19 protein-coding genes and 1 pseudogene are annotated in these 18,282 nt (G+C 44.4%); 9 read left to right on the forward strand and 11 right to left on the reverse strand.

The window, feature by feature from the left end:
• Positions 1-25: 25 nt before the first annotated feature.
• Positions 26-1,066 carry a molybdopterin-dependent oxidoreductase gene (locus H6F63_RS12475; protein ID WP_190637776.1) on the reverse strand — a complete coding sequence of 347 codons (1,041 nt, stop codon included), beginning with the start codon at positions 1,064-1,066 and terminating at the stop codon, positions 26-28.
• A gap of 17 nt (positions 1,067-1,083) precedes the next feature.
• On the reverse strand, positions 1,084-1,662 hold the full coding sequence (locus tag H6F63_RS12480) for a thioredoxin family protein (protein ID WP_190637778.1): 579 nt from the start codon (positions 1,660-1,662) through the stop codon (positions 1,084-1,086).
• A gap of 129 nt (positions 1,663-1,791) precedes the next feature.
• Here H6F63_RS12480 and H6F63_RS12485 point away from each other — a divergent pair, with 129 nt between their 5' ends.
• The gene (locus H6F63_RS12485; RefSeq protein ID WP_190637780.1) at positions 1,792-2,319 is read left to right on the forward strand and encodes a hypothetical protein; all 528 of its coding nucleotides are present in this window, start codon (positions 1,792-1,794) and stop codon (positions 2,317-2,319) included.
• A 519-nt stretch (positions 2,320-2,838) separates the two neighbouring features.
• Positions 2,839-3,579, forward strand: a complete 741-nt coding sequence (locus H6F63_RS12490; RefSeq protein WP_190637837.1) for a class I SAM-dependent methyltransferase — start codon at positions 2,839-2,841, stop codon at positions 3,577-3,579.
• Positions 3,580-3,640: 61 nt separating this feature from the next.
• Here H6F63_RS12490 and H6F63_RS12495 read toward each other — a convergent pair whose 3' ends face one another.
• The 6 genes from H6F63_RS12495 to H6F63_RS12520 form a co-directional block, all read right to left on the reverse strand.
• Positions 3,641-4,987, reverse strand: a complete 1,347-nt coding sequence (locus H6F63_RS12495; RefSeq protein WP_190637782.1) for an alkaline phosphatase PhoX — start codon at positions 4,985-4,987, stop codon at positions 3,641-3,643.
• A 183-nt stretch (positions 4,988-5,170) separates the two neighbouring features.
• Complete coding sequence (locus tag H6F63_RS12500; RefSeq protein ID WP_190637784.1) at positions 5,171-6,037, reverse strand: NAD(P)-binding domain-containing protein; 867 nt, start codon at positions 6,035-6,037, stop codon at positions 5,171-5,173.
• 236 nt (positions 6,038-6,273) lie between these two features.
• Positions 6,274-6,936, reverse strand: coding sequence for a class I SAM-dependent methyltransferase (locus tag H6F63_RS12505; protein ID WP_190637786.1), 663 nt, complete (start codon positions 6,934-6,936; stop codon positions 6,274-6,276).
• A gap of 98 nt (positions 6,937-7,034) precedes the next feature.
• Complete coding sequence (locus H6F63_RS12510) at positions 7,035-8,684, reverse strand: M48 family metalloprotease (protein ID WP_190637788.1); 1,650 nt, start codon at positions 8,682-8,684, stop codon at positions 7,035-7,037.
• 151 nt (positions 8,685-8,835) lie between these two features.
• Entirely contained in the window at positions 8,836-9,876 is a 1,041-nt protein-coding gene (locus tag H6F63_RS12515) for a DUF1611 domain-containing protein (protein WP_190637790.1), read from the reverse strand.
• 14 nt (positions 9,877-9,890) lie between these two features.
• Positions 9,891-10,949: a dipeptide epimerase gene (locus H6F63_RS12520; protein WP_190637792.1), complete on the reverse strand. Its 1,059-nt coding sequence runs from the start codon at positions 10,947-10,949 to the stop codon at positions 9,891-9,893.
• 310 nt (positions 10,950-11,259) lie between these two features.
• On the opposite strand from H6F63_RS12520, the gene H6F63_RS12525 reads away from it, so the two are divergent.
• Positions 11,260-11,823, forward strand: a complete 564-nt coding sequence (locus tag H6F63_RS12525; protein ID WP_190637795.1) for an NUDIX hydrolase — start codon at positions 11,260-11,262, stop codon at positions 11,821-11,823.
• A gap of 2 nt (positions 11,824-11,825) precedes the next feature.
• On the opposite strand, the gene H6F63_RS12530 is transcribed toward H6F63_RS12525, so the two are convergent.
• On the reverse strand, positions 11,826-12,131 hold the full coding sequence (locus tag H6F63_RS12530) for a DUF6464 family protein (protein ID WP_199297982.1): 306 nt from the start codon (positions 12,129-12,131) through the stop codon (positions 11,826-11,828).
• 312 nt (positions 12,132-12,443) lie between these two features.
• Between H6F63_RS12530 and H6F63_RS12535 the strand changes: the two genes are divergently transcribed.
• The 6 genes from H6F63_RS12535 to H6F63_RS12560 all read left to right on the forward strand — a co-directional run bounded on the left by H6F63_RS12535 (position 12,444) and on the right by H6F63_RS12560 (position 16,313).
• Entirely contained in the window at positions 12,444-13,136 is a 693-nt protein-coding gene (locus H6F63_RS12535) for a hypothetical protein (RefSeq protein ID WP_190637797.1), read from the forward strand.
• A 103-nt stretch (positions 13,137-13,239) separates the two neighbouring features.
• The gene (locus H6F63_RS12540; protein ID WP_190637799.1) at positions 13,240-14,238 is read left to right on the forward strand and encodes a CHAD domain-containing protein; all 999 of its coding nucleotides are present in this window, start codon (positions 13,240-13,242) and stop codon (positions 14,236-14,238) included.
• 233 nt (positions 14,239-14,471) lie between these two features.
• Complete coding sequence (locus tag H6F63_RS12545; RefSeq protein WP_190442020.1) at positions 14,472-14,897, forward strand: thioesterase family protein; 426 nt, start codon at positions 14,472-14,474, stop codon at positions 14,895-14,897.
• A gap of 271 nt (positions 14,898-15,168) precedes the next feature.
• Positions 15,169-15,516 (forward strand): hypothetical protein, encoded by a 348-nt coding sequence (locus tag H6F63_RS12550; protein WP_190637801.1) that lies wholly within the window; start codon positions 15,169-15,171, stop codon positions 15,514-15,516.
• Between the two features lie 36 nt (positions 15,517-15,552).
• Positions 15,553-15,753, forward strand: coding sequence for a hypothetical protein (locus H6F63_RS12555; RefSeq protein WP_190637802.1), 201 nt, complete (start codon positions 15,553-15,555; stop codon positions 15,751-15,753).
• 71 nt (positions 15,754-15,824) lie between these two features.
• Positions 15,825-16,313: a hypothetical protein gene (locus H6F63_RS12560; RefSeq protein WP_190637804.1), complete on the forward strand. Its 489-nt coding sequence runs from the start codon at positions 15,825-15,827 to the stop codon at positions 16,311-16,313.
• A gap of 319 nt (positions 16,314-16,632) precedes the next feature.
• Here H6F63_RS12560 and uvsE read toward each other — a convergent pair.
• Both uvsE and H6F63_RS12570 read right to left on the reverse strand, forming a co-directional pair.
• Positions 16,633-17,538 (reverse strand): annotated as a pseudogene (uvsE, locus tag H6F63_RS12565) (UV DNA damage repair endonuclease UvsE); the annotation flags it as partial.
• 137 nt (positions 17,539-17,675) lie between these two features.
• Positions 17,676-18,257, reverse strand: coding sequence for a hypothetical protein (locus H6F63_RS12570; RefSeq protein WP_190637806.1), 582 nt, complete (start codon positions 18,255-18,257; stop codon positions 17,676-17,678).
• Between the last annotated feature and the right edge of the window lie 25 nt (positions 18,258-18,282).

Below are 18,282 nucleotides of genomic sequence, written 5' to 3' on the forward strand. Positions count from 1 at the left end.
CCCAGTCCCCAATCCCCAGTCCCCATTATTTGCTGACTTCTAGTTCCTCAACAAAAGTAAGCCAGCGCTGATGTTGAGGTGCGCGTTCTCGATTGCCACCTGATTGTTGACAAGTGCTGCTTGTCGCCAGCGTTACCGGGCCACCCATCTTGGCAGGAATAGGGTCGAGTTTGTCGCCCCAGCGTGTGACAAGTAGAATGTCACACTCACGTATATCTTTTGCCAAGATACTAATCGGATTCTTGGCATCGCGGGAGGCTGGCGCTTTCCCCCGAAATACAACCGCAGCAACTTCTGGCAGGGTCACACCAGCAGCCGCCAGAACGTCTCGCACTCGCACACCCTGAAGTTTCACTTTGCTGATCGGCCAGCCAATTGGGTAGCCGACGGCTTCTTCAATGGTGACTTGTTCTAGTTGGTCGAGGTCTTTGGCGTTAAGCTGGCTTTTTCCTACTCGCAACTGTATTGGCTCGGTGCCAACTATCATGTTGGTAACGTAAAATGCCCAAAAGCGGTCGGGATAATTTTGCTGGAGTTGCGGGTACTTAGTATAGGGGAAAACTAGGGAAAGCGGGCCACCGTCGCTGCGGGAAATCGGTTTACCATTGCTTTCTAAGGCGATGATGATTGGGTACTTAAGCAAATCTTCGCGGCTAACTGTGGCTCGGTAGGCATCAAAAGATACAAAGGTAATTTCAGTAGCGGGAGTGGTACCCAATTCCAGCAGCTTTGAGATGGCAACGCCTCGATAGTCGAGAATTTCATCAGCTTTGTTGGTGTTATGAGGCGATCGCGTCTTTATACGGGTAGTTGCTAGGGCATCTAATTGTTGCATAGATAATCTTACTTCCCTAGCGGTTTGCCCCTGAATCGTTAGTTCCCACTGTTGTTGCTGCCGATTTTTTTTATGGGCAGCAATCATCGTCGTGTTTCGCGCGATCGCTTGTTTTCGCCATTCCTCCAACTGGGCATCTGTTGGACTATCCCCACATCCCGCAAGTAAGGCAAGCAAGTAAAGGCAAACGGCAAGAGGCGCAGAGGGACAGAGGGCGAATTTTTTAGTCATCCTTCATCCCTCATCCCTCATGAAAAATAGGCTGGTGCATTTCCGGGTTTCCATTTGATGTTGCAGCCGATGCTGGGCTTCTGGACATCGGAGATTGGTTTACCTGCCAGGACTGCATCAATCGCATTTCGTAAATCTTGACCAGTTACAGGCTTATCGTTACCAGGACGGCTATCATCCAATTGACCGCGATACACTAAACTTCTGTTTCCATCGAAAAGAAAAAAGTCCGGAGTACAAGCTGCTGTGTAAGCCTTGGCAGTTTCCTGAGTCTCGTCATAGCACAAGGGAAAAGTGAATCCCAACTCTTTAGCCATTGCCTGAAGTTGGTCGGGGGCATCATCCGGGTAGTTGCTGGCATCGTTGGCACTGATTGCCACAATTCCAAGATTTTTATCTTCGTAATCCTTACCAATTTGCGCTAATTGTGCCTCTAGGTGCTTGACAAATGGACAATGCTTGCAGATGAACATCACCAATAATCCTTGTTTCCCTTTCATGGTGGCGAGGGAAATTGTTTCACCAAAAACATCCGGTAGTTGGAAATCGGGGGCTAATGTGCCTAGCGGCAACATGGTTGAGGCAACTCTTGCCATTATATGCACTCCGTTTGTTAACTGCGTTCCCACCTATATTGCTTTACAGGAATGCAAATTGCTATAGCGGGTAGCGATCGCACTCGTTGTATAGTACATTTGTATTATTAAGCTAATCCGAGCCTCGACATGAGAAAAGGGCAAGCAAACCTCAAAGTAGTTCCACTCTTAAGCGGCAAATCAAAACGGCATCCCGCACAGTTGGATTCTCAGCAAAAATGCGTTTCATTGCAAACTATTACCACTACTAAAGCACTGCCACAACCGACAGCTAACTCATCGAGGTTTATTCCATCTTTGCCAGTAAAAAGCTACAAAGAACTGCTACAGCAAAGGCTGAATGACAGATTGAAAAGCTTGGAGGCACAAGCACAACGCATCAATCAACTTTCAAGTGAGTTAGATGCGGCAATCCTTGAACTCCAAGACATCTCCACTCAAATTAACGCTGAATTGAGAGCCATCAACAAGAAGGCTGAAATTTGCGAATACAAAACAAGGACTGTACCTTACATGAAACAAAAGCAAGATGGCTCATTAGTGTTAACCACGCGACCAATTGATTTATATAAAGCTGAACGAGAAGCAGCTTTGGTGGCACAGAAACTACGGAGACGAACCAGAAGAAAACGTAGCGATGCTCTAGGGGAATTTTAAGTAGGTTTTGTTTGGTGGGCATCTCCCACCAAACGCCATCTGAAATTAAAACCTTGTATTGAATGTTACTAAAAAGCGGCTGTTATAGGGCTATTATTAAAATAATAGAAGTCTGTCTTGAAGAATATTAAAGCCTAATTATTCCTAGTCAGAATTATTGTATCATAAACATCAAAGTAAAGTCTAGAGCTAGGAAAAAACCTTGCCAATTTTGATAATTTATATAGCAATTATCACTATAGCGCGATACATCTATTCTCTTATTATGGAGACACAACGTATAAGCCAATTTTAAACAACACACTTGCGTATTTTCTTGTTACTTCCTCTAGTCTTTTTGACTTGATATATAACAATCCTTGCAATAGTTGTAAAATTCTCCCCCGTCTCTTTCTCTGTGTTCTCTGCGTCTCAGCGGTTCGTTTTTTTTACAAATTAAATAGGGCTGCTATAGTGAAAAGTTGTTAGTTGGTGCTACTCGTGAACGAAACTAACTCAAAAGACACTCCCCTACACGCAATGAATCCCCTCTCGCGATTTTCTGACAGGGCGGCGGATTATGCGAAACATCGACCGAGTTATCCAACCCCTGCCATTGACGCTATTCTGGAAAGATTGGGAGAACCTTCGCAACTGGTAGCAGCAGATATTGGCGCGGGTACGGGTATATCTTCACGTCTTTTAGCTGAACGTGGGGTGCGGGTAATTGCTATCGAACCAAATGCAGCCATGAGAGAAGCTGCATTACCGCATCCGGTAGTGGAGTTTCGTGAAGGGACAGGGGAAGCAACTAATTTACCCGAAGCATCAGTTGACTTGGTAACTTGTTTCCAATCTTTCCATTGGTTTAATCCGGAACCAACTTTGCAAGAGTTTCGCCGCATTCTTAAATCCAATGGTAGATTAGCTGTAGTGTGGAATAATCGAGAGTGCAACGACGAATTCACAGCAAGTTACAGCCGCATAATTCAGGCTGCATCAAACAATCATCCAGCAGAAAAGCGGATGGTTTGTGCAGATCCGCTTTTGTCCAATTCCCATTTTCCTAATGTCCGCTGCCTAACTTTTGAGTATCAGCAAGAGTTAGATTTACAGGGATTAATTGGCAGAGTGCAAAGTGTATCCTACATTCCAAAAGAAGGACAAGCACAACAACAACTCATCTCTGATTTACAAGAACTATATGCAAGCGCTTGTAATGAGCGAGGCTTTGTCTATTTAGTCTATACCACCAATGTTTACGTTGCAGATAATCGGTAATCGGGGCTGATAATTGTAGAGATGTCATAAAAACGTCTCTACAATTATCAATTACCAATTCTTATCCTCTTGCCCAAGGCCCCCAAATAGCAAACGTGATGCCTGGGGTTTGAATATTAACAAACATGGTCTGTCCATCGGGTGAAAAACAGGCACCAGCGAACTCTCTATCATTGATCGCATTCCGAGCAAATTGATAGAGTTCGCCCTTTTGAGTCACGCCGACTACAAATTGCTCGTCGTCACCATCTTCACAGATGATCAAATCGCCAAAAGGAGCCACAACAATGTTATCCGGGCCCTCTAATACATTTTCATTGTTTGGTTCAACAAATAGTTCGAGAGTACCGCCTTCTTGTGCATTTGTACCAGGAACGTAGCGCCAAACTTGGCCCAATTCTTTTTCTCCACCATCCGTGCAGCAAAAGTAAAATTCCCCTTTGCCGTACCAGATTCCTTCCCCGCGTGTAAATTGGGCTGCTCCCTTGCTAAAACCTTGGGCGCGAGTGCTTTCTGGTGTAGCAAGACGATTGAAAGTATCCGTATCAGGATCAGGATTGTCGATGCGAACCCATTCAACTTCCATCGGCTTACGCACCGGGAAATTAGTTTTAGTAATTGCCTGGGGCATTCCTTTAATTTTCAAAGCTTCCAAAACACCGCCTTCCACAAGTTTGCCCGGTTGATTTGGAATGAAGCGATAGAAGAGACTATCTCCTCTATCTTCAGTTTCATAAACAATTCCAGTTTTGGGATCAACTGCAACTGCTTCGTGGTTAAAACGCCCCATTGCTCTTAGAGGCACAGGAACCACTGTTCTTTTTGCCTCCGCCGGAACTTCAAAGTTATAACCGTGACGTTTCTCGACATTACCCGTCGTATTAACTGGATCGTTTGTAGCGGGAGTCGAGGTATTTTCTTCACAGCTAATCCACGAACCCCAAGGAGTAGGGCCACCCGCACAGTTACGGTAGGTTCCCGCTAGGGAAGAAAAATGACTCTTTAATTGGCGATCCGGCCCTACAATCAGCGTTGTTGTGCCACCTTTACAGAGATTATCGTACTTGAGTCCGGCAACTTGCGTGGTGGAATTCGGGCTTAATTCGTGATTGCGAACTAAGATAGTTGTGTTATTGGGGCCGGGGAAAGCAGCCATGCCATCGTGACCACCGGGTACTGGGTTACGATCGTTCATCATGTCCCCGGTGCGAGAGAAGGCGCGATATTGAAATCCGCGAGGTAAATCTAATAAACCGTTAGGGTCTGGAATAAGCGGGCCATAACCTCCCCCACTCACTGATTGACCGTTGGCTACTCTGGTATAAAGAGCTTCTAGAGGGGACATTAAAACAACACCCGCAGCACTTGTGCCTGCTAAGGTGAAGAATTGCCGCCGTGATAAAGACATGGTGTTCTCCGGATTTATGCGTAGAACAGCTTAATTGGCGTTCATCAACCTTAGACAAAGCTTTGATTAACTTCTAGTTAATTCTTTGTTCAGAAATTATTATGGCGTGTACAGTTTATTTTTTCTAAGGGAATTTTTAACGCAGAGGGAGGCAAATAATCCTCTGCCTCCCTCTGCGTTTAATTATTCATTTTTTGGATTAATAGCAGAAAACAAGGCTGAATAATCGTCATCAGCCAAACCCATATTTTGTGCTAGTTCTAAAATTTCGCGAATGCCTTCCAAACTGCTGACATTCAAACTCTCTGACTTAGCTTCACTAAGAAATAAGTTAGTATCTTTCAGCAGATGTTTAGTCGGAAAGTTGGGATTTTCATAGTTTCTATCTAACATCCGCTGCAACTTTTTATCAAATGTTGGTGCGTAAAGGGCGCTTTGTCGCAGAATTTGCATGAATTTATCGACTTCGACACCTTGATTCTGAACAAATCCTAAACTTAGTGCAAAGGTACTTGTTAAAGAAGCTATCAGTTGATTGAGTGCTAATTTCACAGCAGCAGCAGCACCAATTTCACCAATATACAGGGGTTCTGAACCAAAGTTTTTTAGTAATGGCAACCACTTTTGAAATTGTTCGCCAGAAGCACCCACCATTACCATTAATTTACCTGCCTCGGCTTCCGGAATACTTCCCAGTACGGGTGCTTCAATATACTCGCCACCAGCAGCAACAACTTCAGATGCGATCGCTTTACTGTCGCTTGGCGAAATCGTCCCCATTTGAACGACTGTCCGACCTTTTAATTCTTGTCGAGAAGCTTCGGACAATAAAGTATCATAAATTGCTGTAGCATTTGTCAGCATCAAAATTACACACTCAGACTCGCGAATTGCTTCTTGCGGAGAGTCGGCAATTTTAGCACCCGCATCTCGCAAAGGTGTTAATTTCGACTGGGTGCGATTGTATGCAACCACCGAAATTTTAGCTTCTAACAGCCTTTTAACCATCGGCTGTCCCATTAACCCAGTTCCTAAAAATCCTACTTTCACAATTACCCTGACCTCTAAAAACTGGTGTTGGACTCTAAGGTTGGCAATGCCGACCCGACTAAATCTTAAGACTAAAAAAGCGAGAGGGCAGGCATCATGCCTACCCTGTCAATACCACTTATATTAAAGTATGAATTTCAAAAATTGTCAACGTTCTTTGGAACAAAGTTAATATTTTTAAGGAAGCTGTTTTAGAGGTAAAACAGCTTCCTATTGATGTTAGCAAAAGTCATAAATTAGGCATTCCAAAATCGTTCTGCTGTCCAATGGCGATCGCTTGATTGATAAACTGTAACATTGGACAATCCAGCCTGTTGCACCAACTCGTTCACCTCATCTAGAGTAAAGGCGGCGTGGAGAGAATCGCGAAATAACTTTTTCTGGTGTTCGTTGTACTCTTCTCCGATACTTTGAACCAGAGAATTGATAATTTCTTCACTAGGAGGATGAATTAAGTCTCGGAGGAGAATCGCACCATTAGGCTTTAGCACTCGCTGCAATTCTTGTAAAAAAGGCAGTGGATTTGGCAGGTGATGGATAAGGCTATTGGAAATAACCATATCAAATTTACCATCTTGATATGGTAAGTGCTTGGCATCAACTAATTCTAAGCTTATTTGTTGTTGTAAGCCTGCCTTCTCTACATTATTCCTGCCGATTTGTAGCATAGATTCTGCCATGTCAATGCCGATAATTTGCCATTGACTTCGCTGCTGTGCAATTAAAATAGGAATTCGCGCCGTACCAGTTCCAGCATCGAGAATGGTTGCAGTTGGGGAGTCTATTAACTCAATCGCACGTTGAGCAAAAGCCGCGTTTATCTGAGTGAAATCCATTGCGTCATATTCAGTTGCTTCTTCCCAACTGTCCATGACTTCGGGTTCTAATATTCTTTGCATGGCTGATTACTAATTACTAAGTAGATGGAGATCATTATTTGTAGTTACCCATCAAACCCATATCAATGTTGGGTGAGGTTTCTCAATCCAACCTACATCTAATTGCGATCGCGTTGTCGTTTGCGTTCTTTTTCCTTCTTCTTAGCCTCATCTAGGAGTTGTTTCACTTTAGCCTTGATTTCATTGTGTCGCGCTACTCCTTCATAAGCATAGCGGTTGTAACCGTTGCCTTCAATCAAACTTTCCAAATAACGAATCCGCTCATCGGTGACAGGATGAGTTGAGAGCCAAGTAAAAATTGGGCGATCGCTATCTTCCTCTTTCAGCGTTACCGTCAGATTACGCAACCCATCAGCAGCATATCCGGTAGCAGCAATTAGGCGAGTTCCGAGAATGTCCGCCTGACGTTCCATGTCGCGGCTGTAGTCGGAAACGATGAGATTGGTGACAGTACCTCCCGCATAGGGAATAAATCCTGTCACGCTGGAAGTAAGATTTCCTTGCGTTACCAGTTGAAACCCATGAGATAATACAGCATGAGATAATTCATGGGCCAATAAACCAGCTAATTCTGCTTCTGAATTAGTGCGAGTAATTGCACCTGCATTTACAAAAACTTTGCCGCCTGGGAGAGCAAAAGCATTTAGTTTGTCATCTAAGACAACGTAAAATTCATACTCAAAATCACTACGTCCCGCCACAGTTGCCAGTTTATTTCCTATGTCGCGAACGTATTTTAACACCTCTTCATCTTCAACCAGAGGCAATTGGCGTTTTGCCTGTTTTGTTACCGATTCACCAATAGCAGATTCGCCACGCAGCATTAATACAGAAGTTTCAACAGCAGTTAAAGGCCCATATAAACTGCCAGTAACTGCATAGCTTAAAGCGCCTGTAATCGCATTAGCGATCGCATTCCCCCTCAACTCGGCACGAAGATGCTTTCTGTAACGTTTCAAATTCTCATCCGCCAAAGTTGTAAATTCAGCCGCCTCCGGATGATTCGGGTTTAATAAAGCAAATTGACGCGCCGCCAGCGAAGCTTCTAACCACGCCTCCTGCTTTCTGTAAGCTTCAATTTTTGCTTTAAGTAAGGTTGGTTCGGCGGGATATAAAGTTGTTGCTTTCTCCAAAACTTGTATAGATTCTTTTGCCTTGTTATATTCTTGCAACGCTTTGGCGTACTGCACATGACCGGCGATAAATTCCGGATACTGTTCTACCAAAAATTGCAGCGGTACGAAAATTTTACTTTCCAGCTTTTGTTCTAAACCAGCTTGCGCCTCGCGCCAGTAAACTTTACCCGCAGGTGGTAATAGTTCCGCATCGGTAATTGGCTCTTTGCGTTCAGTCTTTTCTGTTGCGTTAGCAAATGGCGCTTTAACTTCCCGATACAGCTTTTCTGCTTCAGCAAATTGTCCCCCCAGATAAAGACTATCAGCTTCAATCAGTTTTTGCTGCTTGGCAATTTCTTCTGGAGTCGGTTCCGGTTCCTCCTCTGGTTTTTCCTCAGCGTCGGACTCTGGTTTGGTGTCCGGCTTTTGGGTAGCTTCCGAACCCGGTTGCGGTTCCGCCTCTTCCGCAGATGGTTTAACTTCGGGGGTGGTAGTTTCTTCTGGTTTGGTTTCAGTCTTTTTGGGAACTGGAGTAACTATTACCGTGGGAGGCGATGTCGGTTCAGCTAGCACCGTTGCGGGAGAAGATGACAACAAGACAAGAGCAAACAGGGAATTCCAGATAGGTTTCATAGCGGTGGATAGTATATCTATTTTTCTATTAGTGTATTCATATTTTGCCAAATGCTTGAAGCAATGCGCTAATCCCAACAGGTAATTTTAGAAATTGGAAGACGAAATATTTATCTCGATAATTCAACCCCTAATTGTGAGTTATCTTTGACTAATTATTCATAACAGCATCTAACAGCAACTCGGCACCAAAACGGACTGGATCTGTGCAAGGTAATTTAGTTTCTGTCTGTATCTGCGCGATAACTTGCTGTGCAGTTGCAGTGTCCAGATGAGCAGTGTTCAGAGCGATCGCAACCACCTTCACCGCCACAAAAGCACCACCAGCCGCCACTACTGTCTCGTAAAGCTTTATCACCTCTGGTAACGGCGGTATTACCACATGAGGATGATTGCGAATAGCTGCTTGTTGCGCTCGATGCACTAAAATTAACCCCGTTGGTTGCGTTCCGCGCAACAGTGGCAGCGTTGCTGTTGAACTGGGATGCAATAGGGAACCTTGTCCCTCAACAAACAAAATCTCATACTCTTGCCCAAAACGCATCACCAACTGCTCAACTGCACCAGCGGCAAAGTCCACGCGCACGGCATCTAACGGCACACCATCACCCGCTATCATTAAACCAGCTTGACCAGTAGCAAGAAACTTAGAACGTAAACCCCGCTTTGTTGCTGCTTTATTTAGTTCCAAACTGGTTGACATTTTGCCAACACTCATATCCGTGCCAACAGTGAGGACACGCTTACAAGAAAGCGATCGCGCCAAACCACTCCCTATTTTTAACTCTGTTGGCTCCTGGCGCACATCCCAAATCCACTGTCCCTCTTTCAACAATGCCTGAAGTTCCGGTGATGCCATCGGGGTATGCAGTCCATTCACCACCGACAAACCCCCAGCCACCGCCTGTTTCACCTCTTGCCACCATTCCTCCGGTAACGCACCCCCAGACGGCGCAATGCCAATTACAAGTACGTCGGGTGCGTAGGTTAGCGCCTCTGTAACTGAAGCCACAATCGGAGCATCACACTCAATACCAGTCAATTGTCGTAAAGATTCGCCCGCACACTGGCGATCGATTACCACCACTGTTGGCGATTCACTGTAACGTAATAGCGCCAATCCAGTTTTCCCATGAATGCCGCGAATCCCTTCATGCAGCAGAATTGCAACTCGATGTTTAGGATTTAGCATTTAATTTTTAATTTCTAATTTTTACTTATTCCCAACCCTGGCAAATCATTCGGTAACAGTCGCCCATCTTGCAAGGATGCACCTGTAAAAGGATCGTCTATTAAATTTAAGTGAGAATCTAAATCCAGATAATCAGCTAGTGGCGAAAGCTGCGCTGCTGCCGTATTAGAAATAACACTGTCAGAATAACAACCAAACATTACCTGCAACCCACAAGCTTTCGCTGTATGCACCATGCGAATCGCCTCAGTTAAACCTCCACATTTCATTAATTTGATATTAACGCCATGAACTTTATCTGCGAGTAGAGGTATATCCCTGCTGGTAAAACAACTTTCATCGACAAAAATTGGGAGAAGCGATCGCGCTTTTAGTTCCCGTAGCGGCGATTCTCCCATTACTCCTAAATTTTCTCCTCGCGGTAACGGCTGTTCGACATATTTAACGCCAAGACGCGACAGCCAAGCGCACATCGTCACAGCATCTTCCAAATTCCAACCACCGTTGGCATCTACACTCAAAATTGCCTCTGGCGCGTCTTCCCGAATTGCCATCAACATCGCCTGATCTGCTTCAATGCCCAGCGAACTACCCAATTTTACCTTTAAAACTTTTGCCCCAGTCAGTTGTCGCCAGTCGCGCGATCGCTCTACGGCTGCTGTCGGAGAATTAATCCCAATTGTGACAGAGGTCGGGACAATCCGCGAGCAATCCAACCCCCACAACCGCCACAGAGGTAATCCCAACCGCTTTCCCATCCAATCGTGCAATGCCACATCAATTGCTGCTTGCGCTGAGGAAGGAAGAAGTGCCTCTTGCAACACGCTTTCAATCTGCTGCTTCTCCCAGGTATGGAATTTCTCCAAACTTGGCGCGATTTGCTGCAATTGCTCCAAAATACTCTCTGTCGTTTGCCGCTGTTCGCCGATGGAAAAGGGCGTTCCTTCCCCCCATCCCTCAATCCCATCTTCAATTACACGTACCCACACATTAGTCGTCTGCGCTGTCGTACCGCGACTGATGGTTAGAGGAAATCGCTTGTTTACTGTGAAGGTTTCAATACTAATTCGCATATTATTTGTTGTATCCTTCTTTTCTCGTCCTCTGTCACCCAACCGAGTTGGAGAAGAGTTCCAAATTGATTGTTAACGCGATAGTACAGTAATTCAAGGGTTAGGTGGGATACATCTGTAGGGACATGGCAATGCCATGTCCCTAAAACCTTGATGGCATTCCCACTCTTTACCAACATTAGAACCGCAATATATTCTACCCAACTGAGAAACGCTATAAAACAGGTATGTTACCTGTTTTATAATGGCAGGCGAGACACCTGCCCCACAGTAAATTAAGGTGTATGCCGTTTTTTATCTATTCTCTTATATGAAACCTCTCAAAAAGTGGAAAATTCTTAAATCAAAATTGGTTGTCAACAACCAATGGTGTAAAATTCGGCAAGATGAAATAGAATTACCTACCGAACAAATAATAGACGACTACTTTGTAAATATTAGACCAGATATTGCTGTAATTTTACCAATAACCCCACAAAAAGAAATTGTTTTTGTGCGGCAATATCGCCATGCAGTCGAAGAAATATTATTAGAACTTCCGGCTGGGGCTTTTTCAGAATCAGAAGATAGTATTGTTGCCGCCGCTAGAGAATTAGAAGAAGAAACAGGCTATGTGGCTGACCAAATAATTAAACTAGCGACGTTATACGATAACCCGCCCAAAGACACTAATAAAATACATTTATGTTTAGCTAAAAATGTTCAGCAAAGAAGTAAACAAAATTTGGATATCACCGAAAACATTGAAGTTGTGTTAATTCCTATAACAGAAGTTATGGAATTAATAACAAAAGGAAAAATTTGTGTTTCTGGAACAATTGCGGCTATTTTCTTGGGTTTAAATTATCTTTCTGGGCGGATTGTTACCGAGTAAAATTAATTATATTCCCTTGATTGATAGTGGTAACAATCTTGGCAAGGGCCACTAGGATTAATAGCACAACGGATGTAAGGAGAGTGGGCATTAAATTGACAAGTTATATCGCCAATTAAATAACCAACTCCTTCAATATAATGCTGATCTATAGAAGTTGACATTCTCTGCAACTCTCTAGCAGATACCCTCCGCATAGCCGATCTCAACCGCGATCGCGTTCGTTCCTCTGCTTTACGCATCGCCCACATTGAAATCAACAGTGGCATCAACCCTAGAGAAAAAATAATGAGGATCGTTACCGACACGCTCCTTTACCTCTTCTTAATAATCACGGAATTTTACCCGATTCAGATAGTCGTGCATCAGGTCTGATTTCAGGTTAGCTAATTTCCCCGAAGATAATAAAAGCTTAAACTTAAATTTAATATAGCGTTTCTCAGTTGGGTAAAATATATTGCGGTTCTAACGTTGGTAGGGAATAGCATTGCCATGTCACTACAGAGGTATCGCATCCAACCCTTGAATTGCTATATATAAAAATTTATAGCCAAAACCGACCTATTCTAAGATATAGAGTAGAAAATTACATTTGCAGTAGCCCGATTCGGAGAGTATCTGTGTTGAACCTCGACTCCTTCGTCCCTAATGAGATGACGATCGCGCCGAAACATCCTCTGGCGGCAAATATGGATCTGCCGATTCCGGATGGTAGGAGTGCATCTAAGGAGGAAATACGCTTGATTCAGCGACGCGATCGCATCCCCGGAGTCATCAAGCGGACGCTACCATTAGATGCACAAATTTATTGGGAATACTGGTGGTGCATTCCGGATCGCGTCCTCCTAGAGGAAGATTTAGAACTTTTAAGAAGCGATCGCATCCGCCAAGAAACCATCTTATCAAAACTGGTTTGGCTGTTTGGAGGTTACTGCTTTGGCGACGATAGCAAACTTCATGGCGAGAAAGATCCAGTCTATGACTGGCAGAAAGTTGTAGAATTTGCCTGCCAGCATAACTATCAATCATATGTGCTAGATATCGATTTTCTGCCCACTGCAATTAAGCAGGTTCAACGGCAACATTCAAACGAGTGTGTTGCTGTTGAACCTGCTCACTGGCATATTGAGTTTTTCCGGTTGCAACAAACTGAGGGTGACTTTGAGATTCAGGAACCGAAAAATCTCTGTAGCTGCCAAATCTGGACTGGCAAGCCATTCATCAAAAACCTGCAAACTGGGGAAACACTAACCCGATACGACTTATGGATCTCTTCCCCAGGTAATATCATAAATCCTATTTGGTTGCGTTAAAGTGAAATACCGAAATTTGAGCAGGAATGTGCTAGTGTGAACATTCAGCTTAATTCCATCTTAAGGATTTATTAATTTTTTACACGGGTGAGGCAATATTGCCATGAAAAAGAGTGCATTAGAAAAAGCCCAGAATCTAGGAGATTGGGCTTACCTAGCGATTGAAAAACACTTTCACAAAACGCTTAAACACGAAAGCGACGTCATCAAAGACAAAGACCCAGAAGCCTTACACCAGATGCGCGTCGGGATGCGTCGCTTGCGTTCAGCAATAACAGGCTTTGCTCCAGCACTGGATCTTCCTAAGTCAGCCCAAGAAAACAAGATTGGGAAAATAGGTCATAGTCTTGGGGAGTTGCGAGATATAGACGTACTTCAGGAAGCGCTAAAAAATCGTTATTATCCTAATTTACCCTCAAAAGAGCAAAAAACCTTAGAGGAAGCGATCGCATCTTTAAATAAACAGCGTCACCACGCCCTAGAGCAAGTACGCCAAACTTTAGATCATCAGCGTTACCAGAAACTGAAGCAGTCGTTCCAAACATGGCTAAAGCATCCAAGTTATCAAGAAATTGCTCAGATGCCTTTACGTCAGGTTCTACCAGATTTACTTTTACCGGAAGTCAGTCGCTTTTTTCTCCACCCTGGTTGGTTGCTAGGAACTGATGTCAAAGCAGCAGAAATTAAAATTGCCAAAGATTTAGAACCAGAAGCTGTAACGCAACTTTTAGCAGATCAAGGGGAAGCTCTCCACAGTTTGCGTAAAGAAGCAAAGCGCGTCCGCTATCAGATGGAACTATTTACAGACCTCTATGGCCCCGCTTATGCAGGTTATCTGCAAGATGTGAAATCAATTCAGGAAATTTTGGGGCAAATTCAAGACAGTGTAGTGTTAGCCGAAGTGCTGACTGATGTCTTACACTCTAAGGTCAAAAACCAGCTTCCAACTCTTGCCGAACAGCTGCATCAAACTGCTTACCAAGCTTGGCAGGAATGGCAACCGTTACAAGAGAGATATCTGAATGCTCAAACTCGGCAAGCTTTTCATCTAGCTTTGTTGCAGCGACTTGATGAGAATGACTCCCCGGATGAAGAGGGCTAAAAAAGGGGGATTGAGGATTGGTAATTGGGAAAGATATCTTCCCAATTACCAATTCCTAGAAAAAGAATTGTCGAATTTCCCATCGCCAAAGCAAATTCATAGGGATGGACGGCAAACTCTTATGGGTGTAACCCCAACTGAGAAACGCTATTTATACCAGAAGAAAGCATAAGAGGCGGGACGGTATCAGTTAGCCTGGAAATGGAAAAGAAATATCTTGACTAAGCGATCGCATGCAACCGTTCAAAACTCAGCTGCGGGTACGATATCACGAGATGGACTCCCTCGGCCACGTCAACAACGCCGTTTATCAGCATTACCTAGAACAGGCGGCTGTTGAACACTCAGAACACCTCGGCTTTACCCAGCAACGCTGCGAAGAGTTGGGCGGTGTCTTCGTGATGCGGCGGATTGAGATAGAATATCTGCGCCCAGCCGTTGCAGGCGAGTGGCTGGAAGTCACCACCTGGCTTTCCGAGATGCGTGGCCCGCGTGCCATTCGCCGCTATGAAATTCGCAAACAGCCAGAGGAAAAGCTGTTGGTGACAGCCCAGGCACTGTGGGTGTGGGTGGATATAACAGCGATGCGCCCAAAAGCGATTCCGCAACTGCTCTTAGATGCTTTTGGGAAATTGCCTCAACCGAATCTTACTACCTGAAAAATTAAAAAAAGCTATGAGTTATTAAGTTATTAATTTAAAACTTTCCCATTCGTAATCGAGCGATAACAATCCTTAATTTTTCCCAGTGCTTGAATGTATCTTGCGGCAGAAGGGAGTGTTGTAGTTAAACCTTTAAAATCTCTCTGGTCAAGAGATTTTTCTGACGTTAAGAGATAGCCTTTGGTCAGTGTAGCGATGTCGCACCAGGCGACAAATGCGATCGCGCTTAGCGTCAGATTGTACCAAAAACGATTGGGAGGAGATTTATATGCAACGCATTTTAATAGCTTTACGTCAAGCATTTCGCCAGAGCATTTTGGTTGTAGGTTTGATAAGTTTGCTTACTCTGTCAAATATATTCATTTTTGCCAGTCAGCCAGCTTATGCAGCATCACAGTTGACTGCACAGGAAGTTGACAGTACCTCTGGAAACAGCGCAGCAATTGAGCTTCGGGAAGAATCTTATGAAGAAGCCGCAGAGCAGGCTCGCGATCCGCAAAAGCAGGATGAAATTTACCAAGAAAGTGTCAAAGCAACCAATCAATCCAATCCTGGGTTGATTGAAGGAGCAAAAGAACTGGTTGAGAAGGTAATAGGCAACGATGACAGCAAATAAGTAGCTTTAGGATGGGTTAAGGTTACGCCTAACCCTTTGGATGCAATACAATCTGACCTCTCCCAACCACCCCTACAAGGGCAGTGGCTAACTCCCCCTTCCCTACAAGGGAAGGGGGTTGGGGGGTTAGGTCTGTATTGGACTTCAATTGAGAAACACTATATTTACGGTGCTGGCGTGGCGACAGATTTATCCCCAGTTCTGCTGATCTTGCCAATCACCCACTTGGATGAGTAACTTAGGTGAAGAGAGGAAACAGAAGTCAACTGTACTGTGAATATACAACAAATATTCAGGGGATAAAACATATGAAGTTAACAACCCTCTTCACCGCAGCATTATTGATTACACCTATTTTTGTAGCCCCAGTCCGCGCACAGCAACGGTTATGTATCGTGGATAACTCCAACCAAGTAGTTTGCGGACGGCCAGCAACTCAGGATGAGATTTGGCGTTCCAACACTTCGCAGCAAGGTAATTCAACAAAGAATTATTACTCGGAGATAAATAAAATTTATCGAGAAGTCCTGGGACGGGATGGTGATTTCAGAGGCATCCAAGGTCACGTAAGAGCTATACAAGATGGTGAGTCACTTCAGGATATTCGTCGCTCGATTGTTCAAAGTCAAGAAGCCCGTGACAAAATTAACCAAATCTATCGGGAAGTGCTGGGACGCGATGCCGATAGCAATGGTATGCAAAGCCAATTGAGAGCGTTGCAAGAAGGGCGATCGCTTAATGATATCCGTCGCACGATTGAGAGAAGTCCAGAAGCTAGAACCAGAAGCGGTAAATAAGTTGTAGCTTGGGATGAGGGGTGGGAGCATCCCGTATTTGCAAATTGCCCACAGACTTCCTTTTCTCCTGGTATTTTGCTGGGATGCACTATCACCTTTACTCGCCGCTTAAGTTTGCACTCAAAACTTCACTGTTGCTTTTTGCAACCTTTTTGGCTGGTTGTTTCTTTTGCTTAGTTTTCTGAGGTTGATCCTCCAATTGTTCAACCTTCTTAAGAGAACGTTTCTTTTGCTTAGTTTTCTGGGGAGTTTCGTCTATTGGCTTGTCCTCTGCCGGTTTCGGTGCAGGTGCAGTACCAAAGACAGGAGGCCAAATTTCGCGCAGTTTAGCGATCGCATCTTCCTTCAGCTTAGCTTCCACCTCAATCCAAGGAGCATCTCGATAGGAACTCGGCATCACTGTAATAAAATCGCTGTGGTGCGGATCGCCAAACTCTTCCCGCCCGTTGGAAATATGCACCAGTTGCCATTCAGGTACAGGCCAAGTAGTACGCGCGGCTGCTAAAATCTCGGCAATGCTGGCATCTTCGTAAGTATCCAGCTTCTCGTGAATTACATGATGGTGTGCGTCGAAAACCATTGGTACGCCAGCTTCCCGACAAACAGCCAGAATTTCTGCTGCACTGTAAGCGTATTCATCGTTTTCTAGTGCTAATCTAGAGCGAATTTCATCAGGTAGATCGCGGATGACATTGATCAGACGTTCAGCGCGATCGCCTTTACCACCGTGTATCTCCATCATCGCCCAAGGCGATCGCGGCATCCCCAGTAAATCCATATTTCGGGCGTGCATCTGGAGAATCTTAATACTGTTCTCAATCACAGACGGCGTATCGGAACTGAGTACCACAAATTGATCTGGGTGTACCACCAATCGGATGCCAGAAAGACGAACGCGATCGCCTGTGGCTTTTATCTGTTCCTTAAACTCATCCTGTATTGCCTCCCCCTGTTCCGTATCAGCAAACGGAAACAACCCAGAGGGGATTCGATAAAGCCTAATATTATTCTCTTTACAGAAATCTATTGCCGCATTCAAGCGTTGCAAATTATCAGTATACAACTGCCGCAAAACTTGCTCTTGCTCCACAGTCGGCAGCTGTAATAGTCGCTTGCGCGTCAGGGCGCGATAACGCACTTTATCAGACGTGGTGATGCAAACTAAGCCTAATTCAGGTGGTGTGCTAGTGCTTTTTACGTAGTTGTTAGGTAACGAACCGCTCATCTGCATGAGATCCATGATTTTTATTTTTACTTTAAAAATTTATCTAAAATGGCAGACAAGATACCTGCCCCATAAGTAAGCAATTTTGTTTTAATTTTGTGAGATGGACTTCAAAAGCCCACCCTTATTTTCGGTTTTTAGTTTGAAATCGGCACGTTTTTAAACGGCTGCGTGTTGGGAACGTAAATATCTAGCGAATTGGTTCCCTGCGGTACTTGCAGCCAAACATAAGCATCAACTGAGGCATTTTGGCCAATACTATCCAGAGGAATAGACGGCGTGGCACGATTAGCCCAAACAGCTTTATAGCTGTCGTTTGTGATGGGATTACTAGCAGTTGTCGCTGCCGGAAATAAAGCTTCTGACCCCGCCACGTCCGGTGTCACACGTCGTAACCGAAATTGCACATTTACCACATTTCGCAATCCATTATCAGGGTGTGCAATTCGCCGCACTGAAAGCAACTCTACCTGCGCTTTACCATCCAAAGCAGGCTGAACAAACTGCCTTGGTTGAATCGTACTATTGGCTTCGGGAGTGGTTTGTGCATCAGGTGTTGGCACAGGTGTTTGATTATCAGTAGCCGTTGCATTGCTTTGTAAATTATCAGCAGTATCAACGTCCTTTCTCAGTTCCAAAACTTGATAGGCACTGTAACTGCTGGTAATCAACGCCAAAATAGAAAGTACAACAGCCACGCCAGATAAAAAATTGCTCATACGCTCTTAATAGTTAGGAGTTACG

It is taken from the genome of Trichocoleus sp. FACHB-40, from assembly GCF_014695915.1.
Taxonomy (GTDB): Bacteria; Cyanobacteriota; Cyanobacteriia; order Cyanobacteriales; family FACHB-T130; genus Funiculus; species Funiculus sociatus.